This window comes from Psychrobacter sp. SWN149, assembly GCF_015864565.1.
Classification (GTDB): domain Bacteria; phylum Pseudomonadota; class Gammaproteobacteria; order Pseudomonadales; family Moraxellaceae; genus Psychrobacter.
Genome location: NZ_JADYWX010000005.1, coordinates 13,528 through 37,977 on the forward strand (window position 1 = coordinate 13,528; position 24,450 = coordinate 37,977).

21 protein-coding genes are annotated in these 24,450 nt (G+C 44.0%); 6 read left to right on the top strand and 15 right to left on the bottom strand.

What is annotated here, in order from left to right; genetic code table 11:
• Nucleotides 1–69 precede the first annotated feature (69 nt).
• From I6E86_RS09120 to I6E86_RS09130, 3 genes are all read right to left on the bottom strand, one after another.
• Nucleotides 70–654 (bottom strand): YqiA/YcfP family alpha/beta fold hydrolase, encoded by a 585-nt coding sequence (locus I6E86_RS09120; protein WP_197177198.1) that lies wholly within the window; start codon nucleotides 652–654, stop codon nucleotides 70–72.
• A 57-nt stretch (nucleotides 655–711) separates the two neighbouring features.
• Nucleotides 712–1,626 carry a hypothetical protein gene (locus I6E86_RS09125; protein WP_197177199.1) on the bottom strand — a complete coding sequence of 305 codons (915 nt, stop codon included), beginning with the start codon at nucleotides 1,624–1,626 and terminating at the stop codon, nucleotides 712–714.
• Nucleotides 1,627–2,157: 531 nt separating this feature from the next.
• Nucleotides 2,158–2,604, bottom strand: coding sequence for a hypothetical protein (locus I6E86_RS09130; protein ID WP_197177200.1), 447 nt, complete (start codon nucleotides 2,602–2,604; stop codon nucleotides 2,158–2,160).
• Nucleotides 2,605–3,203: 599 nt separating this feature from the next.
• Between I6E86_RS09130 and I6E86_RS09135 the strand changes: the two genes are divergently transcribed.
• The 3 genes from I6E86_RS09135 (at nucleotide 3,204) to I6E86_RS09145 (ending at nucleotide 8,241) form a co-directional block, all read left to right on the top strand.
• A complete protein-coding gene (locus I6E86_RS09135; RefSeq protein WP_227680611.1) occupies nucleotides 3,204–4,403 on the top strand; it encodes a sugar transporter in 1,200 nt (399 codons plus the stop codon).
• A 356-nt stretch (nucleotides 4,404–4,759) separates the two neighbouring features.
• A complete protein-coding gene (locus tag I6E86_RS09140; protein ID WP_197177201.1) occupies nucleotides 4,760–6,037 on the top strand; it encodes an MFS transporter in 1,278 nt (425 codons plus the stop codon).
• Nucleotides 6,038–6,375: 338 nt separating this feature from the next.
• Nucleotides 6,376–8,241 (top strand): autotransporter domain-containing protein, encoded by a 1,866-nt coding sequence (locus I6E86_RS09145; RefSeq protein WP_197177202.1) that lies wholly within the window; start codon nucleotides 6,376–6,378, stop codon nucleotides 8,239–8,241.
• A 251-nt stretch (nucleotides 8,242–8,492) separates the two neighbouring features.
• Here the strand turns inward: I6E86_RS09145 and arfB are convergent, their stop codons facing one another.
• The 9 genes from arfB to I6E86_RS09190 form a co-directional block, all read right to left on the bottom strand.
• Nucleotides 8,493–8,906, bottom strand: coding sequence for an alternative ribosome rescue aminoacyl-tRNA hydrolase ArfB (gene arfB / locus I6E86_RS09150; RefSeq protein WP_197177203.1), 414 nt, complete (start codon nucleotides 8,904–8,906; stop codon nucleotides 8,493–8,495).
• A gap of 279 nt (nucleotides 8,907–9,185) precedes the next feature.
• The gene (locus tag I6E86_RS09155) at nucleotides 9,186–9,911 is read right to left on the bottom strand and encodes an ABC transporter ATP-binding protein (RefSeq protein ID WP_197177204.1); all 726 of its coding nucleotides are present in this window, start codon (nucleotides 9,909–9,911) and stop codon (nucleotides 9,186–9,188) included.
• The gene (locus I6E86_RS09160; protein ID WP_197177205.1) at nucleotides 9,904–11,127 is read right to left on the bottom strand and encodes an ABC transporter permease; all 1,224 of its coding nucleotides are present in this window, start codon (nucleotides 11,125–11,127) and stop codon (nucleotides 9,904–9,906) included. Before I6E86_RS09160 ends, I6E86_RS09155 begins: the two co-directional genes overlap by 8 nt.
• Nucleotides 11,124–12,320, bottom strand: a complete 1,197-nt coding sequence (locus I6E86_RS09165) for an efflux RND transporter periplasmic adaptor subunit (RefSeq protein ID WP_197177206.1) — start codon at nucleotides 12,318–12,320, stop codon at nucleotides 11,124–11,126. Before I6E86_RS09165 ends, I6E86_RS09160 begins: the two co-directional genes overlap by 4 nt.
• Before the next feature lie 243 nt (nucleotides 12,321–12,563).
• A complete protein-coding gene (locus I6E86_RS09170) occupies nucleotides 12,564–13,409 on the bottom strand; it encodes an HpcH/HpaI aldolase/citrate lyase family protein (RefSeq protein WP_197177207.1) in 846 nt (281 codons plus the stop codon).
• A gap of 218 nt (nucleotides 13,410–13,627) precedes the next feature.
• Nucleotides 13,628–14,392 carry an SDR family oxidoreductase gene (locus I6E86_RS09175; RefSeq protein WP_265090116.1) on the bottom strand — a complete coding sequence of 255 codons (765 nt, stop codon included), beginning with the start codon at nucleotides 14,390–14,392 and terminating at the stop codon, nucleotides 13,628–13,630.
• A 162-nt stretch (nucleotides 14,393–14,554) separates the two neighbouring features.
• Complete coding sequence (locus I6E86_RS09180) at nucleotides 14,555–15,337, bottom strand: SDR family NAD(P)-dependent oxidoreductase (protein WP_197177208.1); 783 nt, start codon at nucleotides 15,335–15,337, stop codon at nucleotides 14,555–14,557.
• A 3-nt stretch (nucleotides 15,338–15,340) separates the two neighbouring features.
• Complete coding sequence (locus I6E86_RS09185) at nucleotides 15,341–16,348, bottom strand: NADP-dependent oxidoreductase (protein WP_197177209.1); 1,008 nt, start codon at nucleotides 16,346–16,348, stop codon at nucleotides 15,341–15,343.
• Nucleotides 16,349–16,370: 22 nt separating this feature from the next.
• Complete coding sequence (locus tag I6E86_RS09190; RefSeq protein ID WP_197177210.1) at nucleotides 16,371–18,176, bottom strand: acyl-CoA dehydrogenase; 1,806 nt, start codon at nucleotides 18,174–18,176, stop codon at nucleotides 16,371–16,373.
• A gap of 182 nt (nucleotides 18,177–18,358) precedes the next feature.
• Between I6E86_RS09190 and I6E86_RS13850 the strand changes: the two genes are divergently transcribed.
• Nucleotides 18,359–19,393, top strand: a complete 1,035-nt coding sequence (locus tag I6E86_RS13850) for a GlxA family transcriptional regulator (RefSeq protein WP_197177211.1) — start codon at nucleotides 18,359–18,361, stop codon at nucleotides 19,391–19,393.
• Nucleotides 19,394–19,407: 14 nt separating this feature from the next.
• Here the strand turns inward: I6E86_RS13850 and I6E86_RS09200 are convergent, their stop codons facing one another.
• A complete protein-coding gene (locus I6E86_RS09200; RefSeq protein ID WP_197177212.1) occupies nucleotides 19,408–20,685 on the bottom strand; it encodes an LD-carboxypeptidase in 1,278 nt (425 codons plus the stop codon).
• Between the two features lie 358 nt (nucleotides 20,686–21,043).
• Here I6E86_RS09200 and I6E86_RS09205 point away from each other — a divergent pair, with 358 nt between their 5' ends.
• Nucleotides 21,044–21,454, top strand: coding sequence for a YkvA family protein (locus I6E86_RS09205; protein ID WP_197177213.1), 411 nt, complete (start codon nucleotides 21,044–21,046; stop codon nucleotides 21,452–21,454).
• 95 nt (nucleotides 21,455–21,549) lie between these two features.
• On the opposite strand, the gene I6E86_RS09210 is transcribed toward I6E86_RS09205, so the two are convergent.
• Nucleotides 21,550–21,855, bottom strand: coding sequence for a hypothetical protein (locus tag I6E86_RS09210; protein ID WP_110922770.1), 306 nt, complete (start codon nucleotides 21,853–21,855; stop codon nucleotides 21,550–21,552).
• A gap of 108 nt (nucleotides 21,856–21,963) precedes the next feature.
• Nucleotides 21,964–22,509 carry a hypothetical protein gene (locus tag I6E86_RS09215; protein WP_227680612.1) on the bottom strand — a complete coding sequence of 182 codons (546 nt, stop codon included), beginning with the start codon at nucleotides 22,507–22,509 and terminating at the stop codon, nucleotides 21,964–21,966.
• Nucleotides 22,510–22,791: 282 nt separating this feature from the next.
• Here I6E86_RS09215 and dnaQ point away from each other — a divergent pair, with 282 nt between their 5' ends.
• Nucleotides 22,792–24,438 carry a DNA polymerase III subunit epsilon gene (gene dnaQ / locus I6E86_RS09220; protein WP_197177214.1) on the top strand — a complete coding sequence of 549 codons (1,647 nt, stop codon included), beginning with the start codon at nucleotides 22,792–22,794 and terminating at the stop codon, nucleotides 24,436–24,438.
• Nucleotides 24,439–24,450: the final 12 nt, after the last annotated feature.

The following is a 24,450-nucleotide window of genomic DNA, read 5'->3' on the forward strand; positions in this document are numbered from 1 at the left end:
ATGTCAATTAATTATTTTAAGCGGTTTATTTATCCATTGGCTGCTCTAGTTTTTTGACTATCCTTGCTATCAGTCTTCACCATGATATGTCGCCTCATCCATCCAAACGATAGGATCTTCACACAAATGAGTTAAGTGATACCAGATATCCTTACTACGGGCGATACGGTGGTTACCGCCTTCAAAGTAGTCGACTTCCCACCTGTCAGGTAGATCCACTAAGGTTCGTCTAGCGACTGCCACATCGAGACTTTCATCATCGACTTCTACCATAACCCGCACCATCTCGGTATTGGTAGTGGGAAAAGATAGCTTCATATCAGCCACTACTGGGATACGGTCAGCCAATACCTCACTTGGATAGATACAAGGCGCAATCAATAGTGCCCGCAAGTTGTATTTATGGGCAAAATGATTGGCAAACCAACCACCAAGCGAATGCCCTGCCAACACTACTCGTGGATACTGTGTCATTTTCTCGCGAATCAATGCATCATAAATCTCAAATATTTCTGCGAAATTCTCGCGGTAATTGACCGTTTGACAGTATTTGGGCTCACGCGTGATACACGTATATTTACTGGTCTCATTGCTTGAATCAAGACCATGAAAAAACAATAAAAACGTGTCGTTATTTTCGATAGGAAACATCATAACCCTCTCCTTTTTTAATTATTATTTAGGTTTATTCTTGATAATTTGGCTTATAAATTAAACCGATTTTTGGCTAGCAATCTGCGCTTGATACAAGCTCAAAATCTCATCACAAGCTTGCATTGAGATATTTTTTGCAAAACCTTCGTTAAACCAAAAATCATAAACGGCTTGGACAATGACTTTCACCGCTCCCATATTTTCTGGCTTTTGTTCTGTTAGTTTCATCGCAATGTCTTGTGCCTGTATATCCGACTCACTATAGGGCGCGCTCCAGCCCACGCCATAACGATAAAGCACATCATTGATCGCCAATATGAATATGGCTTTTGAGACACCAAATGAACCGATAAGCTTCTCAAGCACCTCACAGCGCTCTTCATAAATACTGACCTCTATCGGCATATCAGCCTGCTCAGACAGACAGTCACAACTCACCATGTGCGAGGGCTTACTAAAATCATCCCACAGCAATGGATAAGTTCCTCGAATCCCGCCTTTTTCTACTATATTAAAACGCCAAATCGCATAATGAGTATCTGGCCCCTTATAAGGCACATGTATAAACCACTGCACCATCGCATCACTGTCATATATAATATGAGTACTACCAATCCGCACGCCCTGCTTAGGCAGTACATCCTGATATACGCTATCCATGCCATCACTATAGAGCGTCACTTTACGTAAGTTTTCATCACTGACATCGCCTAGCTTTGCTCTTGCTTCTTCTATGTTTCGATAGAGTTTAAAGGGTGCTACCCATCTGAGCGTCTCATCAGTATTATTCACGAAGTAAATGTCATCTTCATAACTGTCTATAGAAACCGTCTCAAGATAAAACAATGGCTGTTTTCGCACTCGGCCCTGTTCATCACTCGCCTGTGCCGTTATGCCAGATAGCTTTGAGCCATCCGACCACTGCACATTGTCTAACCGTTTTTGCTCAAATTGATACGTTAATGTCGTCATCGTTATATCCTTATTGTTTTGATTTTGGTTTTTTAGCTGCAGTTTTTCGTTGTTGTTTTATTCTGAGTACTGATTTCAAGCCAGCAGAGTTTGTTCGCCATTTTGTTTAAATGACGTCATTATCTATAAAATTAAGTGAGTGAATAGGCTTGGTAAAGTAGCAGTTTTTATGTATTTATATTTTTTAGTCACAGCTTTTCATTGTCGCATTGCCAATACTTTTGCACTGCCAACGAGCATTTTTTCTGTTTAGTCTTTTTTGTTTATTAATAATGATGGTTTGTAGAATTTGTACAGACAAAGAAGTTTAGAATTAAACGAAAATAACATTGCTAAAATAGCGTGCTAAAGACAACTCAGTTAAGAAATGAAGCGTTGCGCCCCGAGGGTTAACTGTTTGCCGCGTTATTTTTGCCTGACTCAATAACTATAATATAAACCCATATAAAAATAAAGTCGTTTGGAAGCCTGTACGACAACTGGTGTCGCCTATCCTAATTTAATAGGTCACTTAACATAGACTTATTATGGCTAGGCAAAGTCAGCAGTGATATAGAAGTATTGCTTTTGTCCATCCTCATTTTGGAATGACACTCGATAGCCATTGATTACCCCATTAAATGGGATATTTCCTGTCATAGTCATGTAATGTGCTCTAATTAATCCATCAATCACTTGTCGCTGTCGGTATCTATCCAGTAGGCGTATCTCATCGTGCAATCCTATTCTCGTAAACTTAGAAACCGCCATCATACTCATAAATGAAGGTTTGAAATCGTCGCTAAAAGTGACATCTGCATAGACAATGGACTTAGTAGCATTTAATACCTTGTGAGCGTACTGCTCCAGCTGTTGTAAAAGTGGTAAATACTCACTTCTGTCAATCTCCAACACTTCGCACAGAGCATGAATAAACTCAGCAGATGAGTATTTGAAACCATAACTGGTTTTGGTCAGGCCTAATTCTGAAGATGACAAGACATGCTCTAGACGTTTTAAGGCGCTAGTTTGAGTTTTGACATTAGTTTGATAGCCATAGATTGGACAATTTGGGCGTATGATAGATTTTGTTGTTCAATGCGCTGTAGGATTAAAGACTGTAACGTCATTGCATGGTGACCGCTAATCGTCATGGGATGCTTCCTTATACTCTGGCCTATTTAACTGTGCCTATAAAGGTAAAAGCACATTTACTTTGCTGAAAGTTGCAGAGTAATAAGGTGTTGTGCGTTTTACCAGTTGTTGTTTTTCATCGTGCTGGAAGTAGCCTTAAACCCACGATGTGCTTATATAGTAGCAAGGGTCATTAACATATATCTAGATGGGCTTCGATATGAGACGACAACAACTGTCGCTTATATTTACGTAAATAAAATTTGAATAATTAAGGAGGGGCTTAGCATAATAGTTAAGCGGTAATAAATTTTTCTAATAAATGCCTAATTAACAATCCTTATCAAAAAACAACTTCCACGATCGACGTGGACTTGCTATCTTGCCTCGCAACCCTTGTATTCTAACAAAGCCTGCCCCACTTTGACCTATCACACGTAGTATCTGCATCTGTATTGGATTTTATGACACATAACATTGAGGCCAGCTCAAACGCTCGCCGAACTCAGTATTTTCAAGTATTTTTGATGGGCGTTAGTGCCTTTATTATGAATACCACAGAATTTGTCCCTGTGGCGCTGTTGAGCGACATTGCTCAAGACTTCTCTATCACTACAGCAGAGACTGGCTGGATGCTAACGCTCTATGCTTGGATTGTCGCGGCGATGTCATTGCCACTAATGCTACTGACCAGTCGATTTGAGCGCAAACGTTTGCTCTTAGGACTGTTTGTGGTATTTATCGCCAGTCATGTGCTGTCTGTATTTGCATGGAGCTTTGACGTGCTCCTCATTAGTCGGGTTGGGATTGCGTTATCGCATGCTATTTTTTGGTCTATCACAGCCGCAATTGCGATACGCGTCGCACCTGAAGGCAAAAAAGCCATGGCGCTTAGTGTTCTTGCAACTGGTACGTCATTAGCGATGGTATTGGGTGTGCCATTGGGTCGCTTGGTTGGCCAATGGTTTGGCTGGCGGGCGACATTTGGCGGTATCGGTGTGATTGCTTTGATTGTATTCATCCTACAAGCAAGGCTATTGCCGACGCTGCCTAGTATGTTTGAAGGGTCTTTTAGAAAGATTCCAGAGCTACTCAAAAACCCATTATTGGTCTGTTTATACCTGCTTATTTTACTGGTCTTTACAGCGCACTATACAGCTTACTCTTATATAGAACCATTCATGCGTCAGGTCGGTGATATCAGTGAAAACGCTGCGACTTTTGTACTGTTATTATTCGGTGCGGCAGGCATTGCAGGTAGTGTGATATTCAGTCGTTGGGGTGATAGATTCAATACCAGATTGATGCTCATCTCTACGATTTTGATACTCGTATCTATGCTTACCCTACTCTTGGCAGTGTCTTCTATATGGGCACTGAGCCTGATTGCACTGCTCTGGGGTGCAGCGCTCATGCTACTAATTATCTCGATGCAAGCCAAAGTCATCATGGTCGATGTCAATGCGCAAGACATGCTGATGTCGATGTTTTCAGGTATTATCAATCTAGGGATTGGTACGGGTGCGTTATTTGGTGGTTATGCTGTGACGCATATTTCGCTCTCTAGCGTAGGATACACAGGCGCAGCGTTTGCTAGTATCGCGCTACTCCTCATGCTATTTATGATAAAGCGTTTTCCTGAGTTGAGTAAACGACTTGGCTAACCAATAAGCCAATATTGAAGAAAAGCCAAAAAATAACAGCCAGGAAATGACAAGAACAATGCCAGCCATGTAAGTGGGCTGGCATTCTGCTTATGCGTCAATACAACGATGTAGCCTATGAATCATATTAAGGATTGCTTAGATACTCATTGAACGAACGTTCAGGTGCAGTTATACTAATTTTATTAGACATAAGTATACTTAGGCTATCAGTATATATATTAAAGGCCTGATAGAGATTAAGCACAAAAGGATGAGTGTGAAATGGATACTATTCAAAACAAGGAAATCATTACCTCCGGTCTAAATTTAGTGACGATGGATATCACCAACCTTCAACTGGTCGGAGATTCGTGATGTCTGGTGAAACGATTCAACAAGATAGTCAAGATCAAGGAAATCAGGATAGCTCTGCTCCTCTTAAGCTAGGTAGGTTACATTATGCTTGGATAGTCGCTGCGACAGGCTCTGTGGCAATGTTCTGCGGACTTGGGCTAGGACGATTTGCATTTGGCATGCTACTACCATCCATGTCGGCTTCTTTGGGATTAAATTACACCCAAAGTGGTATATTGGGATTCACCAACCTGACAGGATATCTCGTGGCGGTGCTTCTAAGTCCTCTCGTTCTACCTCGGTTTGGTACTCGAGCAACTGCGACAGCTAGCCTACTCCTCATTGCCGTCTCTATGCTCGGTATGGCTTTTACCACCAGTTTTCCGATACTCTGCGCACTCTATGTGCTGACAGGTATCGGTAGCGGCGGCGTGGTCTTACCGATGATGAGCGTCATGTCTCATTGGTTTTTTCCTTCACACCGCGGGCTTGCTCTAGGACTGGTCATGGCGGGTCCTGGGTTTGGTATCATTTTATCGGGCTTTGTTGTACCCAAACTCTTACCCATCTCTACCCTACTGTCTTGGCAGACAGGCTGGCTAATTTTTGCCGTTATTAACATTGCGGTGGCTTGGCTTACTTTCACTTTGATTCGCAATCATCCAGACGATGTCAGTCAAAATCCCTTTGGGCGCGCACCTACTCTGCCTGTTAAAAACAAGAAAAAACTAGAACGCAGCAATATTAAGCTGCTCGTACATTTGGGTATTATATTTGCCATTTATGGTGCCACTTACATGGTTTATGTCACCTTTATCGTCACTAGCATGGTGGGATCGTATCAACTGAGTGAAGCGACTGCTGGTGGTATATGGGCATGGATTGGATTGCTTAGCGTCTTCTCAGGTATATTGTTTGGCTGGATTTCTGACCACATTGGCAGACGCCTTGGTCTTGCATTGGCCTTTTTCTTCCTTGCTATCGCCTACCTCTTAGTCGGACTCACTGATTGGCATTTAGGACTGTATTTGTCAATTATCTTGTTTGGGACAGTGGTGTGGAGTGTGCCTGTCATTATGTCGGCCTCGGCAGGTGATTACTTCGGGCCTGCAGCAGCGGCAAGTGCACTAGCGGCACTGACTTTTGCCTTTTCAGGTGGACAAGCTCTTGGGCCAGTGGCCGCAGGTTATCTTGCAGGAATCACTGGGGATTTTAGTATCAGCTATATGGTAGCTGGCATCGCAGCCTTTGTGGCACTTGGACTTGCCTTGTTATTACGTCCACAAAAATCAGCGTAAGGCTAAGCTCTAAGATATTGATTATGGTATCTATACTCACTCTACTCTTAGCATTGATATCTATACTATAGTCAGAGAACGACTAAACTGCTACGGTGTTAGTCTTCCTAGATATACTACTTGTACAATCTGCAGTCGACTGCATTGTAGCAATTTTAAATTTCTTCGACTATACATAGGCAAGCATTTCGCCTAGTTGTACTGCTTCGGATACTGTATTGATGCCATTTATGATCAGGCGGTTTTATTGCGATTTTACAATCAAAACGATTGCTAGGTTTTCAAAAAGTGGTTACACTTGATTGACAAACTATTACATTTACGACAAGGAAGTCGCTATGCCTCGTAACACCACTCGCCCTATTATCAATCCTACTACTCTCAAAACTTTTAGCAAAAGCATGCTCGCTATCAGTCTATCTGTAGCTGCTATGGCTCACGCAAATGCCTATGACAGTGTGACCTTTTTTGGTGACAGCTTGACCGACGGTGGATATTTCAGTCCTTTGACTCAAGATGGTTTTGGGATTGCTGAATCAGGTCAGTTCACTACCAATCCTGACAACACATGGGCAACCTCATTCGCTGAACAACTAGGTACGACTGCTGTTGCCAATACTTTTGATGGCAGTCAAACTGGTAATAACTACGCTATCGGTGGTGCAAGAGCAGGCGTAGATGTTACTGCTTTTGATATTCCAGTGGCTTCTGCTAATAGCCAAGTCGACAGCTATATCGCCAATAACAAAGTAGATCCTAATGGGCTATATGTCGTCTGGGCAGGGGCAAATGACCTGCTTGCTGCAGCGGCCGATCCTGCTAATGCCCAAGCGACCATACTAGGTGCCGTAGCCAGTCAAACTGAAACTATCAATACCTTAAAAGACAATGGTGCAAAATATATTTTAGTACCCAATATTCCTGATGTTGGTCTAACCCCTAGAGCTATTGAACAAGGGGCTGTAGCACAGGCACAAAGTACTGGTGCTACTCGTCTATACAATCAATTCATGCTTAGTGCAGCAGCAAATACTGGTGCTAATATCATACCGCTAGATATGTTTAGCTTGACCCAAGAGATTATTGCGTCGCCTGCTCAGTATGGTTTCACTAACGTCACTGATGAAGCCTGCGGAGATAGCAGCTCTCTCACTTGTGGTCGTGATACGCTTGTAGAAACAGATGCCAATGAAAACTACTTCTTCGCTGATGGCATACATCCAACAGGTGCTACTCATCAACTGATCGCCGACTATGCAAATGCCGTTGTCACAGCACCTAGCCTAATCGGTGTATTGCCTCATATTGCGAACACAACCGGACTTGCAACCAATGAGCGTTTACAGTCACACGTCAACCAAATCCAAAGCAGTGAGCAAAAGCCTGCCCGTACACTATGGGCCGTCGGTGAAGTAGCCAATCAAGAGATTGCAGGGTTTGATGGGGATAGTAATACACAGGTATTACTGGGCGTAGATTTTGCTCATCCGAACTCAGCCAACGCTGTGACAGGCTTGTATGGCAATATCACCCAAAAAGACTTTGAAAACTCAGATGTTGGCACAGGTTTAAGTGATATTGATCTAGGAGAGATCGGCTTTGGTGTCTATCATAGTAACAAGTTTGGCGGCTTACAGATCAATGGTGCTGCAGGGTTTGGCAACATGGATGTCGATGTCACGCGTGCCGTCACGCTTGGCAGCAACCAACAACAGTTTAAGTCAAATGCTGATGGTAAGCGTTACTATGCCAATGTGCAGGCAGGCTACCCGATGCAGGTAAGCAGTCTTGCTATCACACCTTATATCGGTGCAACAGCGAGCCGTGTAAAAATATCTGGACTTAATGAAGAAGAGATGTCTGGCATCGCCATGCAGTTCGATGAGCAAAAATACTCTACGACATATGGCAAGCTTGGACTAAAAGCCAACCATACCTTGATGGAGGACCTTAATGTATTTGGTGATGTTCATTACCAAAAGCAGTTGAGTGACAATCGTGAAGCGGTAACCGCACGCTTGAACACGCTACCGAACATCAGCTTTGAGACGCCTACGATCGAAACTGATGATGATAACTTTGCAATGACGCTTGGTCTGTCTAAAAGCTTCAGTTTGTTGAACGCCAATGTGGGTGTCACACATTCACAAGGTGATGATGACGACTCAACCAGCCTATTCGTTGGTCTTAGCGGCGCATTCTAAATAAGTAGCGAATCTATCATTACGGTATAGGCGATTCACTATCGCCTATACCGATTTACATTTAGCAATAGCTGTCATAGCGTTTACCCGTCCACATACTCTACTGCAAATAGTCCTTAACGATCATATCTGCTCTAGTCAATTCAATATAATTTCGATACAAGGAAACCGAGTGCAAGTGATACATTAGTATGCTTAACGAGGATGACGATGTAGCGGATTTATATAGACTTGACTATATAACCCTCTTTCTAAAAGTCCACTTTACCGCGCAATACTTTCGTTTTGCCGCGCTGGGTTTTCTGATCCACCCGTTTACGTTTGGCATTTCTGCTGGGTTTGGTGGATTTTCTGGTTTTATTCACGTGAGTGGCTTTGGTTATAAAGCTTTGTAGCCGCTCAAGCGCATCGATTTTATTGCGTTCTTGCGTACGAAACTGCTGCGCTTTGATGACCAGTACGCCGTCTTTGGTTATACGACTGTCTTTGCTGTCTAGCAGACGCTGTTTGTACTCATTACTTAAGCTTGATTCGTGAATAGCAAAGCGCAGGTGAATGGCAGAAGACACTTTATTGACATTCTGTCCACCAGCACCTTGTGCACGTATGGCACTAATCTCTACCTCATTATCATTGAGGCTAATCGTGTTATTAATAAAAATCATAAGCTGCTTTTATAGAGTATGAGCCAGTATGATAAAGCATTATGGATTTGTCTGCTACTTTGCCAATTGTTGACGGCTACGCTCAATCACTGACACGTCGACAGCTTTTAGACGCTTACTATTAGAGATAGCGATGATATAGTCGCAAAGTTTTTGTAGCGCTATAGTCAATCCTTTATAAAAGAGCTACAGCGTTAACCTCGCTTGAAGTATCACATATACATCTGCACTTGGTTGCCTTGCATCTCTTTTAAACTGAATCCACTATACTTTGTGATATTAGGATATAGACTCTTTAACATTTGGCGAATCGCTTTCGATAAGACCGTCTACCAGATTGATAGTCCGATCACAGGATGCGGATAAACGTGGATCATGGGTAACCAATAACACACCGCAATCACGCTCACGGTTGACTTTACGAAACAGCTCGAACACTTCGGCAGCCGTTACCGTATCTAGATTACCTGTGGGTTCATCCGCTAATAACAATGCAGGCTCTGTGATGAGCGCGCGCGCGATAGCCACTCGTTGTTGCTGACCACCTGAAAGCTCATTCGGCTTGCTATCAGCAAACTTCTCCAAACCCACTGAAGCCAGCAGGTCACGCGCTTTTTGTATGGCAGAGTGATTTGGGCGACCCTTGGTCAGCATCAATGGCATTAATACGTTATCTAACGCAGTAAATGCCTGAATCAGATGATGAAACTGAAAGACAAAGCCTATACTGCCACCTCGCAGTGCCGTGCGACCAGCATCGTCCATATTACTCGTCGGCTGCCCGAGCAGATACAACTCACCACTGGTAGGCTTATCTAGCAAGCCAAGCACATTCAACAAGGTGCTCTTACCAGAGCCCGAAGGCCCGATGAGCGCAGCAAAATCATTATTATCGATGCACAAATCGATACCATGCAGCACCTCAATCTCATTGGGCTGGCCAATATTATAAGATTTTTTTAGTGCCTCTAAACGCAGCACTTCATGAGAGTTATTATTAGACATAACGAATAGCCACCACGGGATCCAATGCGGCAGCTCGGCGCGCTGGTATAGCAGCAGCCAATACACCGGTTAGCGTCGCTAGCAACATTGCCAGCAGAATAAGCTCTATAGACACTGGAATATAAAATAAACTTGGGCCAAAAGTGTTAAATGCCCACACCAGCACATAACTCACCGCACTACCCAAAACCGAACCTAATAAACCAAACACAGCGCCCTGAATTAAAAATATCCATAAGATCTGCTGACGAGTCGCACCAGTGGCACGTAAAATTCCAATTTCTCGAGTACGCTGTACGACACTGACCGATAGTACGCTCGCAATACCAAAGGCGACCGAGATACCTACAAACACGATAATCATGTTGGTAGACAAGCTCTGCGCTGATAGCCCGCTCATCAATTGTGCATTGGTCTCGATCCAACTCTCTGCCTGCAAAGAGGTCAGACGCCCTACCTGCTCAGCAATATTGTCCGCCTCAAAGATATCAGCAACCGTGAGGTCAATCACGGTGACGCCTCCTGGCAAACTGAGCAATGACTGTGCTTGTTTTAGGTCTAGATAGACGTAACGTGCATCCAGCTCACGGACACCCAACTCAAATATACCAGCGACATTTACCACAGTATTGTCCTGCTCACCAGTGTCGAGTCGCAGCTTGCTACCCACTTGAACACCGAGATTGTTGGCAAGCTCACTACCGATGAGCACATTATCAGCGCCTACTCGCAGATCGCCACTGATTAGATACTCATCAAGCGGTATGATTTTCTGGTATCGTTCGAGTTCTGTTCCGATCAATACCACCGACTCTAGCGCTTCTCCGCGCCGAACAAACGCAGGTCCTGATACCACCGGTGATACTGCTGTCAGTAATGGTAGTTTATCTAAGGTAGCGGTAATCTGTTGCCAGTTATTGATAGATCGTAGCCGCTGAGGACGCTTGTCTTCTTGTATCAGCTGTGCGGTTCCTGCTGCTACTGGTGCCACTAGATTAACTTCATCTGGTGATACCAATTGAATATGAGATTGGCTACCAAGCGTTTTATCAATTAAATTGGTTTGTAAACCCTGAATCAGGGCTGTGATAAAGACGATAACAGCAACACCAATAGCCACACCTAATGTAATCATCAGCGACTGTACCCGTCCCTCGCGTAAAAAACTGATCGCAATGACTGCATCGATCCATAAGTGCCCGAACAAATTTTTCACTTGGATATTACCGCTGGTTCATTACGGGTTGCTGAATTATCAGTGCGCACTCGCTCACCATCGACCAAAGATGCAGTTGCATCGGCCAGCACTTGATCTCCGTTATCCAACCCTGCAATGACTTCCGACATCGCCAGACCACGAAGCCCTAGCGTTATTTTTTGACGTTGTACTTTACCCTCACGTAGTAACCATACTTGAGCCGTATCCTCTTGGATATTCGCTAAAGCATCATTGGGAAGCACCAATGCCTGCTCACGGCGACCTGTTTCAATATTTACTGAAACGGTCATGTCTTGTCGTAGAAACTCAGGCACAGGATCAACCGATAGTCGAACCTCTACCGTACCTCGCTGCGAATCGATACTCGGTGCGATGAAGTCAATACGAGTAGGAAAAGGTTGGTCTGGATACGCATCGGCGATGGCAAATGCTTCTTGTTGCAAGGCCAATCGTGATAAATTGCGCTCATCAAGCGGTACATGTACCTCTGTATTGCCAGCAAGTGCGATAGTAAATAATGTTTTGCCTGGCTGTACCAGATTGCCCGGCTCCACGTCACGAGTGAGTACCGTGCCAGCAACCTTGCTGCGCACTTCTGTCTTAGCCAATTGAGCCTGCAATGCCGCAATGCGCTCACGTAGTAGAGCCTCTTCAACACCGCCAGAAGCCAATGCCTTTGCTCTTAGACGCGCAGCTTCCAAATCATTGCGCGCTTGGCTTTGGGACTGCTCCGCCTGCTCCATCTCTTCATCCGATATCGCTGAAATCGCTGCCAATTCACGTCGACGTGCTACATTACGAGTCGCCTGTGCAAGCTGCACCTCTGCTTTTGAGAGGTCAACCTGTGCTTGTGGGCGCCTACTGGTCACAAGCTCAGCCAATTCAGCCTCTGCTTGACGTACTTGTGCAGACACATCATCTGAGCTCAGTACCAATAATAAATCACCTTTTGCCACTTCGTCGCCTTCTTGTACCAAGCGCTCAAGCACGACTCCTGTCACTTCACTACCAATTTGAGTACGTGATGTCGTCACGACACGTCCAGTCGCCACCACCGTTTGTACCAATGGCATAGATGAGACTGTATAGCTAGGCAACAGTGGTCCTCGCCACCAACGAAAGATAGCAAAGCCCACTGCAAGCACTAGCAGAACAATCACAATCAAATACTTATAGTTGACAGCTCGCAATGAGTTTCTCCGATTTTGAGTAAGAGCGTCTGATACTGACGGGCAATATGGTCTATGTATAGTCAATCCTCTATAAATTGGATACGGTGTCAGGCTTGCTTAGTCTACGAGTTGTAGTACTTTCACTCGCCTTCCTTGTATCCAAATTATATTGAACCGACTATAGAAATATTTTATGCACAATAATATCGAGTGAGAAAGTCATTATATCAATAATAATAGTGTTGATTTAACAAACTTTGCCTACTTCTTATCTAATAGTTGACGGCTGCGCTCAATCACTGGCGCGTCTACCATTTGACCATCTATCTCAAACACTGCCTGCCCACTGCGCTCATACTCATCAACCACGCGCTGAGCAAATGACAATGCTTCGTCTGTTGGTTGTAATGTCTGTTGAACGACAGCCACTTGTTTGGGATGAATACACAGCATTCCTGACATGCCCATCTGCGACCATAATTGTACTCGGTTGCTCAGTCCAACTTCATTATTGAAATCAGGATAAACCGTATCAATCGGTGGCGACAACTGGTGCACTTTTGACGTCAGGATTAATTGGTAGCGAATTTGGTTGGCGATGATATCCGCAGCAGGCATACCTACTTGTACCCACAAATCATTGCACAGATCTAAAAAACCATAACTAAACGCAGCTAACCCGACTGCTTTTGCCATACTATCGATTTGATACAATCCAACAGCACTCTCAATCAATGCAACCACAGGCAAATTGGTGAGCTGATATACGCTCTCAATGTCGGCGACTTGCTCAGCTTTAGCCAGTAGCACGCCAGCCAAATTTGGCACTTTCTGACAGAGTACTATGTCTTTGAAAAACTCCTCGCTGCCTGCTTTATTAATACGTACCCAAATCGATTGATAGTCTGTGCTGTCATGATATTGCTGCAATAATTTGCGGGCGTCTGCTTTATCTTCTAGAGCCACTGCATCCTCTAAATCGACAATAACTGCATCTGCGCCACTAGCAAAGGCTTTGGCTACTCTATCGATGCGAGTCGCTGGCACAAACAGCCATGTTTTATTTTGAGAAATCGCATTTATTTTATTTTTGATAACTGAATCCATGCTTAACTCCATTATATTCTCCAAATAGCTATTGGCAGCTTTATTATGCCACTATATCGCTGACCCCCATTCAAAATTAGCGATTCATTCTATAGCACAAAACTAAGGCTACTTAGATATTCAATCGAAAATCAAATCAAAAGAACCGCATGAAAATTAATCTCATGCGGTTCTTCATAGTAAATTGTTCTTGAACTTATATTCTATAGATTAGCTAATTAAGCCAGCATACCACCATCAACAACGATCGTTGCGCCTGTGGTATAACTTGAGGCATCAGACACCAGATACAATACCGTACCAGCCATCTCGTCAGGATTCGCAACACGTCCTAGTGGAATAGCATGTAGCGCCATTTTTAGGACTTTATCATTGGTCGTCAAGGCAGAGGCAAACTTGGTATCGGTTAAACCTGGTAATAACGCATTGACGCGGATATTTAATGGACCACATTCTTTAGCAAAGGCTTTGGTCATGCTAATGACTGCCGCTTTAGTAATTGAGTAGATGCCTTGTTTGTCGCCCGCTACTAAACCGTTGACCGATGCAGTATTCAAGATGACGCCGCCACCTTGCTCTTTCATCATTTTGCCAGCGGCCGTCGACATAAAGAAGTAACCGCGGATATTAACTTCAACGGTCTTATCAAAAGCTGCTAAATCTGTATCTAAGATATGACCGTAATAAGGATTTGCAGCGGCATTATTAACTAAGATATCAATTTGGCCAAATTCACTTTTGATATGCTCAAAAATTGCATCTATCTGCGCCATCTCACCCACGTGACAAGCAAAAGCACTGGCTTTGTGACCATCAGCGACGATGCTATCAGCGACTGCTTGGCAGGCATCAATCTTACGGCTAGAGACGATCACATGCGCGCCCCGTGATGCCAATAAACGAGCAATAGATTCGCCAATACCGCGGCTAGCGCCAGTAACCAAAGCAACTTTACCGGTTAAATCAAATAAGTCTTTCATCATTATTCCTTATGTTTTTATAAACTAACTATTTTCAAACAATTATTCTTGAGCGCTGAATTCATGTATCTAAAATTGGATAACTAAACGCAGATAATCGCTGTCACAACTAACAGCGATTATCGAGCACTAATAAATTGAATAATGAGCGCTCAATTGCCACAGTTACGCTAGCATACCACCATCGAGTGTAAAGGCATGACCGTTCATAAAGGTACTCTCATCGCTGGCTAGCCATGCAATCGCACTAGAGATTTCATTCACATTTCCTAGACGGCGCAGTGGACTGGCCTTAATCGTTGCTTGCTGCGTACGCTCATCCATGGTTGCCATGGTGTTGCGGACCATTGGCGTATCAATGAAACTTGGGCATACCGCATTAAAACGAATATTGGCGCGCGCGTACTCATGAGCAGCAGACTTGGTCAGACCCATAACGCCATGTTTAGCAGCGCTATAAGCTGAGATCATAGGCGCTGAACGTAGACCAGCAATAGATGCCACGTTAATCACATGACCACCGCCATTAGGTATCATACAATTGACCGCAGCACGCATACAGTGCCAAACACCTTTTAAATTCACTGCGATATTACGATCAAAGTCGTCATCGCTTAGCTCATGCATTGGCGAAGGCTTATGGTCGATACCAGCGTTGTTGACCACCACATCTAAGCCGCCAAGCGTTTCTACTGCAAAGTCGAACAACGCGCGTACTTCATCACCACTGGTCACGTCTACTTTTTTGAAAACGATACTGTTGCCAGCGTCTTGGCCTTGCTGGGCAACCGCAGCGCCCATGTCTTCTGCCATATCACCGATCACGACTTTTGCGCCGCGACTGGCTAGCAATAACGCGCTTGCTGCCCCGATGCCTGATGCACCGCCCGTGATTAAAATTCGTTTACCCGTTACATCTGATGCAATTCCGTTTGTATTCAGTGTCATGATCTATCCCTCTACCTTAAGTACTAGTTTGCCGAAGTTTTCACCTTTAAAGAGCATCATTAAAGTATCTGGGAACGTCTCGATACCTTCAACGATATGGTCTTTCACTTTCATATCACCTGACTGAATCCAGCCAGCGATATCTTTCATGGCGACTGGATATTCTTTGATATTATCAAATACCACGATGCCTTCCATACGGGCACGATTGACCAATAATGATAGATAATTCGATGGGCCTTTGACTTCTGTGGTGTTGTTATACTGACTAATGGCACCGCAAATAACGATACGCGCATGCAGATTTATTTGTGTGAGCACGTCATTTAAGATATCACCGCCTACGTTGTCGAAATAGACATCGACGCCGTCTGGACAGGTTTTCTTTAGTGCTTTTTTCACATCTTCATTTTTGTAATCGATCGTCGCATCAAACCCAAGCTCATCGACTAAGAATTTACATTTCTCTGCGCCGCCCGCGATACCAACGACGCGGCAGCCTTTAATCTTGGCAATCTGACCGACCAAGCTACCAACGGCACCAGCTGCGCCAGAGACGACAACAGTCTCACCTGCTTTTGGCTGACCTGTTTTTAGCAAACCAAAATATCCTGTCATACCTGGCATACCAAGTACGCCCAAGTAATAAGACAATGGCGCCAGTTTTGGATCAACTTTGTACAGATTAGCACCATCACTGACGGCATAAGACTGCACGCCATCGTGACCTGCGACATAGTCACCAACCGCAAACTTCTCATGCTTGCTTTCAATCACTTCGCCTACCGTACCAGCGCGCATGACGTCACCAATCTGTACCGGTGCAATATAAGATTTGGCATCGTTCAGCCAACCACGCATCGCCGGATCGATAGAGATATATTCAACTTTAATCAGTAGCTGACCATCAGTGATAGTCGGTATTTCTGTCTCAGTATAATCCCAAGTCTCAGCACTAGGCTCGCCTACCGGTCTGGCCTTTAATCGCCACTGTTTATTAATTTTTGTCATGTCTCTTTCCTTAGAGTTGTCCTTAGAACCATTCTGTTTGCATATCAGTGCAAACCGAGTTGGTGTTGGTTAATAATTCGATGTCGCGTTTAACTAATGGTAATTCCCAATCAATGAAGTATTTGGCCGCTTGTATCTTGCCTTTGTAGAAGTTCTGCTGCTCAGCATCTTGCGTCGTACTTAGTAGCTGCTCAGCTTTACTGGCTTGACGAATCCAAATCCAGCTCAGCACAATTGAGGCAAAGATGTTCATCAATGCTTGTGCGTTGCCCGTCAATGTCACGGCTTCTTCGGTTTGTAGCACTTTGCTGAGATGCACCAATACTTCATGTAAGTGACCCATGTAAGGCATCAATTTACCTGCCAATTGAGCGCTCTCAGGTGTAGTGATATTTTCTAAATCTTGTGTAATCTCACGTTTTAGGATTTGAATGCCTAACCCACCTTTTTGCCACAACTTACGAAATGACAAATCCAATGCCTGCACGCCATTTGTGCCTTCATGAATAGGGTTAAGACGATTGTCACGCCAAAACTGCTCAGCTTGATATTCACGCGTATAGCCTGCACCGCCCAAGACTTGAATACCCAAATCATTGGCTTTTGGCCCATATTCAGATGGCCATGCTTTTAATACTGGTGTGAGAAGGTCTAACAGCTCTGTTAGCTCGTTTTTTAATGTTTCGTCTTCGCAAGTGTTGATACGATCAATCAGGTTTGAGCCATATAGACATAATGAGATACCGCCTTCAGAGTAGGCTTTTTGCGCGAGTAACATACGCTTTACGTCACCATGATTGATGATAGCAGTTGCTGCATCTTCAGGTTTATTGTTCGGGGCGATACGACCTTGCGTTCTGTCTTTGGCGTAATCAAGTGAGTATTGATAACCGCGATAACCCACCATCGATGCGCCAAAACCGACAGCGATGCGCGCTTCATTCATCATTTTGAACATATAGCGCAGGCCGAAATGCTCTTCACCGATTAGATAACCATAACACTCACCTTCGTCACCAAAGCTCAGTGCCGTCGACGTCGTGCCTCTATAGCCTAGCTTATGAATGAGTCCTGTCAAATGCACATCGTTGCGCTCACCGACCGATGCATCATCGTTTAAGCGATACTTGGGCACAGCAAATAAAGAAATACCTTTAACGCCACCTGGACCACCTGGCACTTTGGCCAATACGAGATGGACGATATTGTCAGACAGTTCGTGATCACCGCCTGAGATATAAATCTTGCTGCCTTTTACACGGTAAGAACCATCGTCTTGTTTTACCGCAGTGGTTTTGATATCAGCAAGTGACGAACCTGCATGTGGCTCTGTTAATGCCATCGTTCCAGTGAATTCACCTGTCAGCATGCGCGGCATAAAGGCAGCTTTAATCTCATCGCTAGCAAAATGTGAAATCACATTAATCGCAGCAGTGGTCAAAAATGGATAGGCCGTCGTTGATGGATTGGCAGCCATAAAATAGCCTGCCACGGCTGTCATCACCGTTTCAGGTAACTGCATGCCGCCGTCTTCAAAACTATAACGACCAGCGATAAATCCTGACTCACGGAATGCATCAAAAGCGACTTTTACATCGCTTATCATGCTGACCTTTTTGCCATCGAACTGTGGCTCATTCTTATCCGCTACATGGTTATGCGGCAAAAACAATTGGGTCGCAATTTTATTGGCCGTCTCTAACACAGCATCAAATGTCTCGCGGCTATGCTCTGCAAACTTAGCATGCTCAGTTAAATTTTCAGTGCCCAATACATCATATAATTGGAACGGTAACTCAAAGTCATTGATAAGCGTATCTGCTGCCATAGTATTCTCGTTAGCTGATTAAATGTGGTTATCAATCGATATTAAGCTAATTTAACGCCTTACCGTATTGTCATTTATGACATAATTATGGTTAAATACGACATAAATAGTACTTATATTTAGAAAATTCAGATAAAAAATTGATATTTTCAGTCTTATAATTAAAAGAAGGATAGACACCTGTGCCCTATTTCAAACCGTTTAAAGTCATTATTATTGGATTCGATGGTGTGCTCGGCAGCGCATTAACAGGCGCATTAGATTTATTCTCATTCACTGGTGTCAGTTGGCAACGATTTTTAGATGAACCCGTAGAACCACGATTTAATGTGCAGATAGCAAGCGTTGGTGGCGTGGATATCAGGTGTAGCAATCGCTTAATCATGCAAGCGCATTGCGATATTCAGGAAGTAGCGGAATGCGACTTGCTATTAATTCCGACTATTGGTGATTCAATCGATAAAGTATTGAGCCGAAATGCGGAATTAATACCACATTTAAAGCGATTGGCAGACACCAAGTCAGATATTGCCAGCAACTGTAGCGGGGCTTTCTTTTTGGCAAAAGCAGGACTGCTAGATCATAAAATCGCCACCACGCACTGGGGTTACGCCAGTAAGTTTAAGGCAGACTTTCCACTCGTTGACTTACAAGAAAACCAGTTTGTTACTCATTCAAAAAGCAACTCAACAAACCAATCAGGCAATATATTTTGTGCGGCAGGTGGCAGCGCCTTTTATGATTTGGGGTTATTATTAATAGAGCGCTACTGCGGACGTGAGATTTCCACACAAGTGGCAAAAACCCAAATCATCGATAGCAAAAGAGGCAGTCAGAATAGCTATACCAACGTGACCCTGCACAAACCACATTCGGATCATTTGATCAAACAAGTTCAAGACTATATCGAAGAAAATTTCCACCAGCCACTACAGGTCAGCGCTCTGGCTGCTATGATAAATATCACCCCGCGTACTTTAAATAGACGCTTTCAGTCCTCTGTAGCGATGCGGCCGATTGAGTATATTCAAGCCGTTAGAATTGAGCAAGCAAAGCGCCTGCTAGAATTGGGAGATGTAACGATTAAATCGCTTGCCGAGCAAGTTGGCTATGATGATATTTCTTCATTCACGCGTTTGTTCAAACGTGCGACTGAACTAACACCGAAAGAGTATCAGGATAAATTTTCACGGTTCTTTAATGGCTATTTTTTATAAGGTTTTACGAATGGCTAAACCGCTTGCCACAACCCTTCGACATGGATAGCATCAGCCTTGATAGTTGGATAATTGGTAAATGCCAACTGATAACCGCCATCAGTATTAGGTGTTAGCTGACAAGTCGCCCCGAGTGGAAAGCTGCTCTTTTGTCCAATGTGACCAAAGCTCATACCACTATAGATGGGTAATCCAGTCAATTCATGCAGCTGACGAATCACAGTGGCGACATCATAGCGCTTGTCATAGCTGTCCTCACCTGCACCAGATAATGCCCCAAATACGATCGCTTGTTGATTTTTAAACACACCCGCTAAGTACAAATCATACAGCATGCGCTCAATACGATAGGCTTGCTCGCCGACGTCTTCTAAGAATACAATGCCGCCATCAATACGCGGTAAATACTCACTACCTGCCAGCGCTGACATTACGCTCAGATTGCCACCCCACATAGTGCCAGTTATAGTTTTGGGCTCAGCACTGGTCAAAATACTAGGCAAACTAGGACTGGTTAAGGTAGCGTCTGATATATCAATAACCAGATTGGGATTGGTGAGTGCTTCAGCAAATTGTCGACAGCTGATCTCATCAGGTTTGGTCTTGCCAAATTCACTATAAAGCATCGGCGCCGCAAGCGAACTCATATCTCCCTTTGCCAGCAATGCGCACTGAATAGCGGTCACATCACTGAAACCTGCGAGTATCGTGCCACGCTCCTTCATAATCCGTCCCAGCGTCGACCAGTCAACCATCGGTAACAAACGCATGGCGCCATAGCCACCACGCACACCAAGCAGCAATTTGGGCGCTGCAATAGCACCCGTAGCGATGTTTTGCAGGTCACTCGCTCGTTGTGAGTCCGTTCCAGCAAACCGCAAATACTGCCGAGTGGTAATCGTAGGATTATTGACTTTAAAACCTGCACACGCCACACGGTTTAAAGCCAGTTGGGTGCGGTCGTCACTACCTCCAACGTTGGAGCTGGCAAAAAGTCGTGTTTCAATCGTGGGCGTGATACAAGTGGTCTGCGTTAATGACGCCTGTGACGTTTGTGGTAATGAGCCTTCATCCATCAGCGCAGACGGCAGATCATCTTTAGTCAGTTGCGTGCTACTTGAATACATAGCATTAGAGGCCAGTGCTTGAGTGATACTGTGAGTCGCTAACAACCCTGCGCCTGCACTCATGCCAACTTGACGCAAAAACTGCCGGCGATTTAGCCCAGAGGCTGTTTCAATCGTTGCGTGGTTATGGTTATTATTTTTTAATGACTGACTCTTGGCACCCATATCTCGCTACTACCTTATCGTTTTTATTTTAATATACTTTTGCATCATCTTTATTTTGCAGTCTACTTGCTCAAACCGCACAGCAGCATATTGTAGACGTTTTTTTGGCGATGATAGTTGCCCAACCCTTGCCCATATTTACTTTTTCGCTACCGTATTAGCTGAATATTAAACTCGCCACTACTACTCAATATTGGCACACACACCTTACTTTGTTATATAGTTAATCACTCTATAAAAGAGTGACAGCGTTAACCTCGCTCGAAGTATCACAGTTACATCTTCACTTGGTTGACTCTCTTTTAAACTGAATCAACTACAGTATGAAAATACTGACTATGCTCAAATAAGGATAATAATGGCTAACAAAGCAACCAATAAACAGAAAAAAGAAGACATCTTAGATGCCGATCTTAAGTATCTCATCCATGAAGAAGACAAACTCCAAGAGAAGATAAAAGACAGCAGTCACCTTGAGCGCTTTGCTAAAGACTTAATGCTATTCATGAGTCTGCTTAAAGACTACTACAAAGGCAACTATCGCAAGGTTCCGTACAAAACCATTTCAGCAGGCGTGGTCGGTCTACTTTACACTCTCAACCCCATTGATATCATTCCAGACTTCATACCTTTCATCGGTCATATCGATGATGCGTTAGTGCTGGGCTTTTGCTTAAAGCTGATCGAAAAAGACCTCAAAAAATATCAGATTTGGAAAAACAGCCAGTCAGCCACCACTAAAAAAACGAATGTAAAGAAACAAGCTTAACGCCATACATCAAACATCGTAAACAGTAAAAAGCCACGACTGACATATTGATTATCAGTCGTGGCTTTTTACTGTCAGTCATTTATGCTATCTCATTAGTCTGGCACTTCATAATTGGCTTTTTCAGGATTGAGACCGAACGAACAAACAAAGGTGGCAACCAAACTATTGATAATAATAAAAGGAAAATCTATGGCAGCATGTCCCAATGCATAACGACCAATCAGCCATGAGACAATCAGCATGATAATAAAAAATCCGCCCAGATACGCCAAGATGGCTGGATGCTTGAGATTATAAGGCTGCTCAGGTTCAGGCTTTTTATCGAGTATATATGCTCTTATTGCCCAACCAGCTGCATAAGAAAACCCGCCCAACACCACATAACTAAAAAAATTCATATTGCTTAACTCTACTGACAAAACCGTTTATAACGACAGACGAACGATCATAGATACATCTATCATAAAATGCATTGATCATAAATAATAAGGATAGAAAGCGCTTATCTAACTGCTCTCATTGACATTATCGATGATAATATTGGCATGTGGATTGGCCAAAATATCGGTATTGATGTCATCACACTCTACACGGTAGATAGTATTGGCACCTCGGTAAATATAAGACAGATACTCACTGTCTAGTAGCGGATCGATATTTGCGTAGGCAGGCTTGACATGAGCCAACACCAGCACACGATCAGGACGACCAATCACTGCATCGACATTGTCAGGATCAATAGAGAAAAACTGGGGTATCTCGCTATTTTCAATCACCTCGAGCGCTTCAGGATTGTCCCAAACACGCTTGGCAGTGGCAGGCTCTTTCATTTGCATGACCCATGCACCATCTTGTTCACTGACTCGAATCTGTGCAGGTTCATCTGGACTCACGGTATAACAACCCGCAAACACAGATAAATCTGCCACCTCAGTATTTACTTGAGTGCTGCTGGTATCGTTGCAAGCGCTCAAAAATATCGCGCTACTGGCCGTCACACCAAGCATCAGATACGTCATTTTTTTATGGAGGACATTTGAGCGTAAGGACATAATAGGGTTATCCTGCAGTCATGCGTTAGAGATTTTATGGTAGGTATTGTTATAGATATTAACGTCCGAAGACTTGTTATGAGGGCTATTTTAACAGAAAACCAGTCCGTTACTATGACGTTATAAACTGCCCTAAATGGTTTTGCGACTTTGTGCGTCACGACTGCCCATATCTGCGATAGATTTGTTATACTCACAGCGGCATTCTCTACGTTCAAACCGTATATGCAAGATGCTCGATCGTCACTCTATATCCTTCATTTATCAGGTCCATACATTTTTATGTCAGAAAATCGTCATCCAGCATCACATACCCATAAAGGTTACGCACAAGATAATGGTGTTGATCCGTTAGCCGCAAAAACCAATACTACAGTGGCCTATACTGACGGTGCTTGCAAAGGCAATCCTGGCGCGGGTGGCTGGGGCGCGCACCTGATATTTAGTGATGGCAGCACACAAGATTTGTATGGCGGTGATAAAGAAACCACCAACAATCGTATGGAGCTCATGGGCGCAATACAAGCGCTGACTCATAGCCCGCATGAGCACAATCTTGAGATTTGGACCGATTCCAGTTATGTCAAAAAAGGCATCACTGAGTGGATCGAGGGCTGGAAAAAAAGAGGCTGGAAAACGGCCAGCAAAAAACCCGTCGCCAATCAAGACTTGTGGCAACGCTTAGATGCGCTCTGTCAACAGCGCGATGTTGATTGGCATTGGGTCAAAGGCCACGCAGGGCATGCAGGCAACGAAAAAGCAGATGAGCTAGCAAACTTAGGCGTTACATCGAACAGTGGCCATTCGGCAGTAAATGAATCAGACATCGCTAAAAAAAAAGTCACCCTAATGACTGTTAAAGCACCAGGTACGTCTAATGATGATTGGTTAAAGTTCGATCCGCTAGGGCTCGATATAATCGATGACGAAAGTGACAATGAAGATGACTATGAGCACGATGACGAGTCACTAGAAGCGTACTCAGTGATGGATGAGACTAATAACGAAATCGACAATACTATTAATGTCCATGCTGATGCAACCGTACCAAGCAATTCTAATGACAGTAGCACACCAATGAATCATACAGAACTATCAGAGGTTCAAACCTTTATGACCGATACCAACATACATAGCACTACTGCAAACGTAGAATCGGATACCCCCAAGTTTGATGGTGATACCAGCCGTGCCAACCCTTACTTTACGCCCCTATTACCAAAACCTATCCATCGTCACGAGACAAATCGTCAGCTCATTATGGATACCGAGACCACAGGACTTGATGCTCTAAAAGGCGATCGTATCGTCGAAGTCGGTATCGTCGAGATGGTTGGGCGTAAATTTACAGGTGAAAAACTGCACGTCTATATCAACCCGCAGCGCGGTATGGATGAGGAAGTTATTCGTATTCATGGTATCTCAGAAGCGTTTTTGGCTGATAAACCGACCTTTGATCAGGTCGCTCAGTCCTTGTACGACTTTATGGATGGTGCTGAGGTTATCGCTCACAATGCCACGTTTGATATGAACTTTTTGAACATGGAGTTTGCCAAAGTCGGTCTGAATGATTTTGCCCAGCGTGTAAAAGTTACTGACTCCCTAGTCATGGCAAAGCAGCAATATCCTGGACAGAAAAACACCCTTGATGCGTTAGTGCGGCGATTAAATGTTGGTAAGCAAGATCGTACCTTTCATGGGGCCTTACTCGATTCAGAGATTTTAGCAGAAGTCTATCTGGCGATGACGGGTGGACAAGTCACGCTCGCTATCGAAGAGGACACGCAGGCCGATGGCGGACAGACGGCTCATGCCAGTTTTGCTAGTTTGGCGAATCTGTTGCTAGCATCGACATCGGATGAGACTGCCAATCAAAGCTGGTATGCTGCGCTAGTAGACAATTATCCTGAGCTTAAAACCCATATGTAATCCCTTTATAAT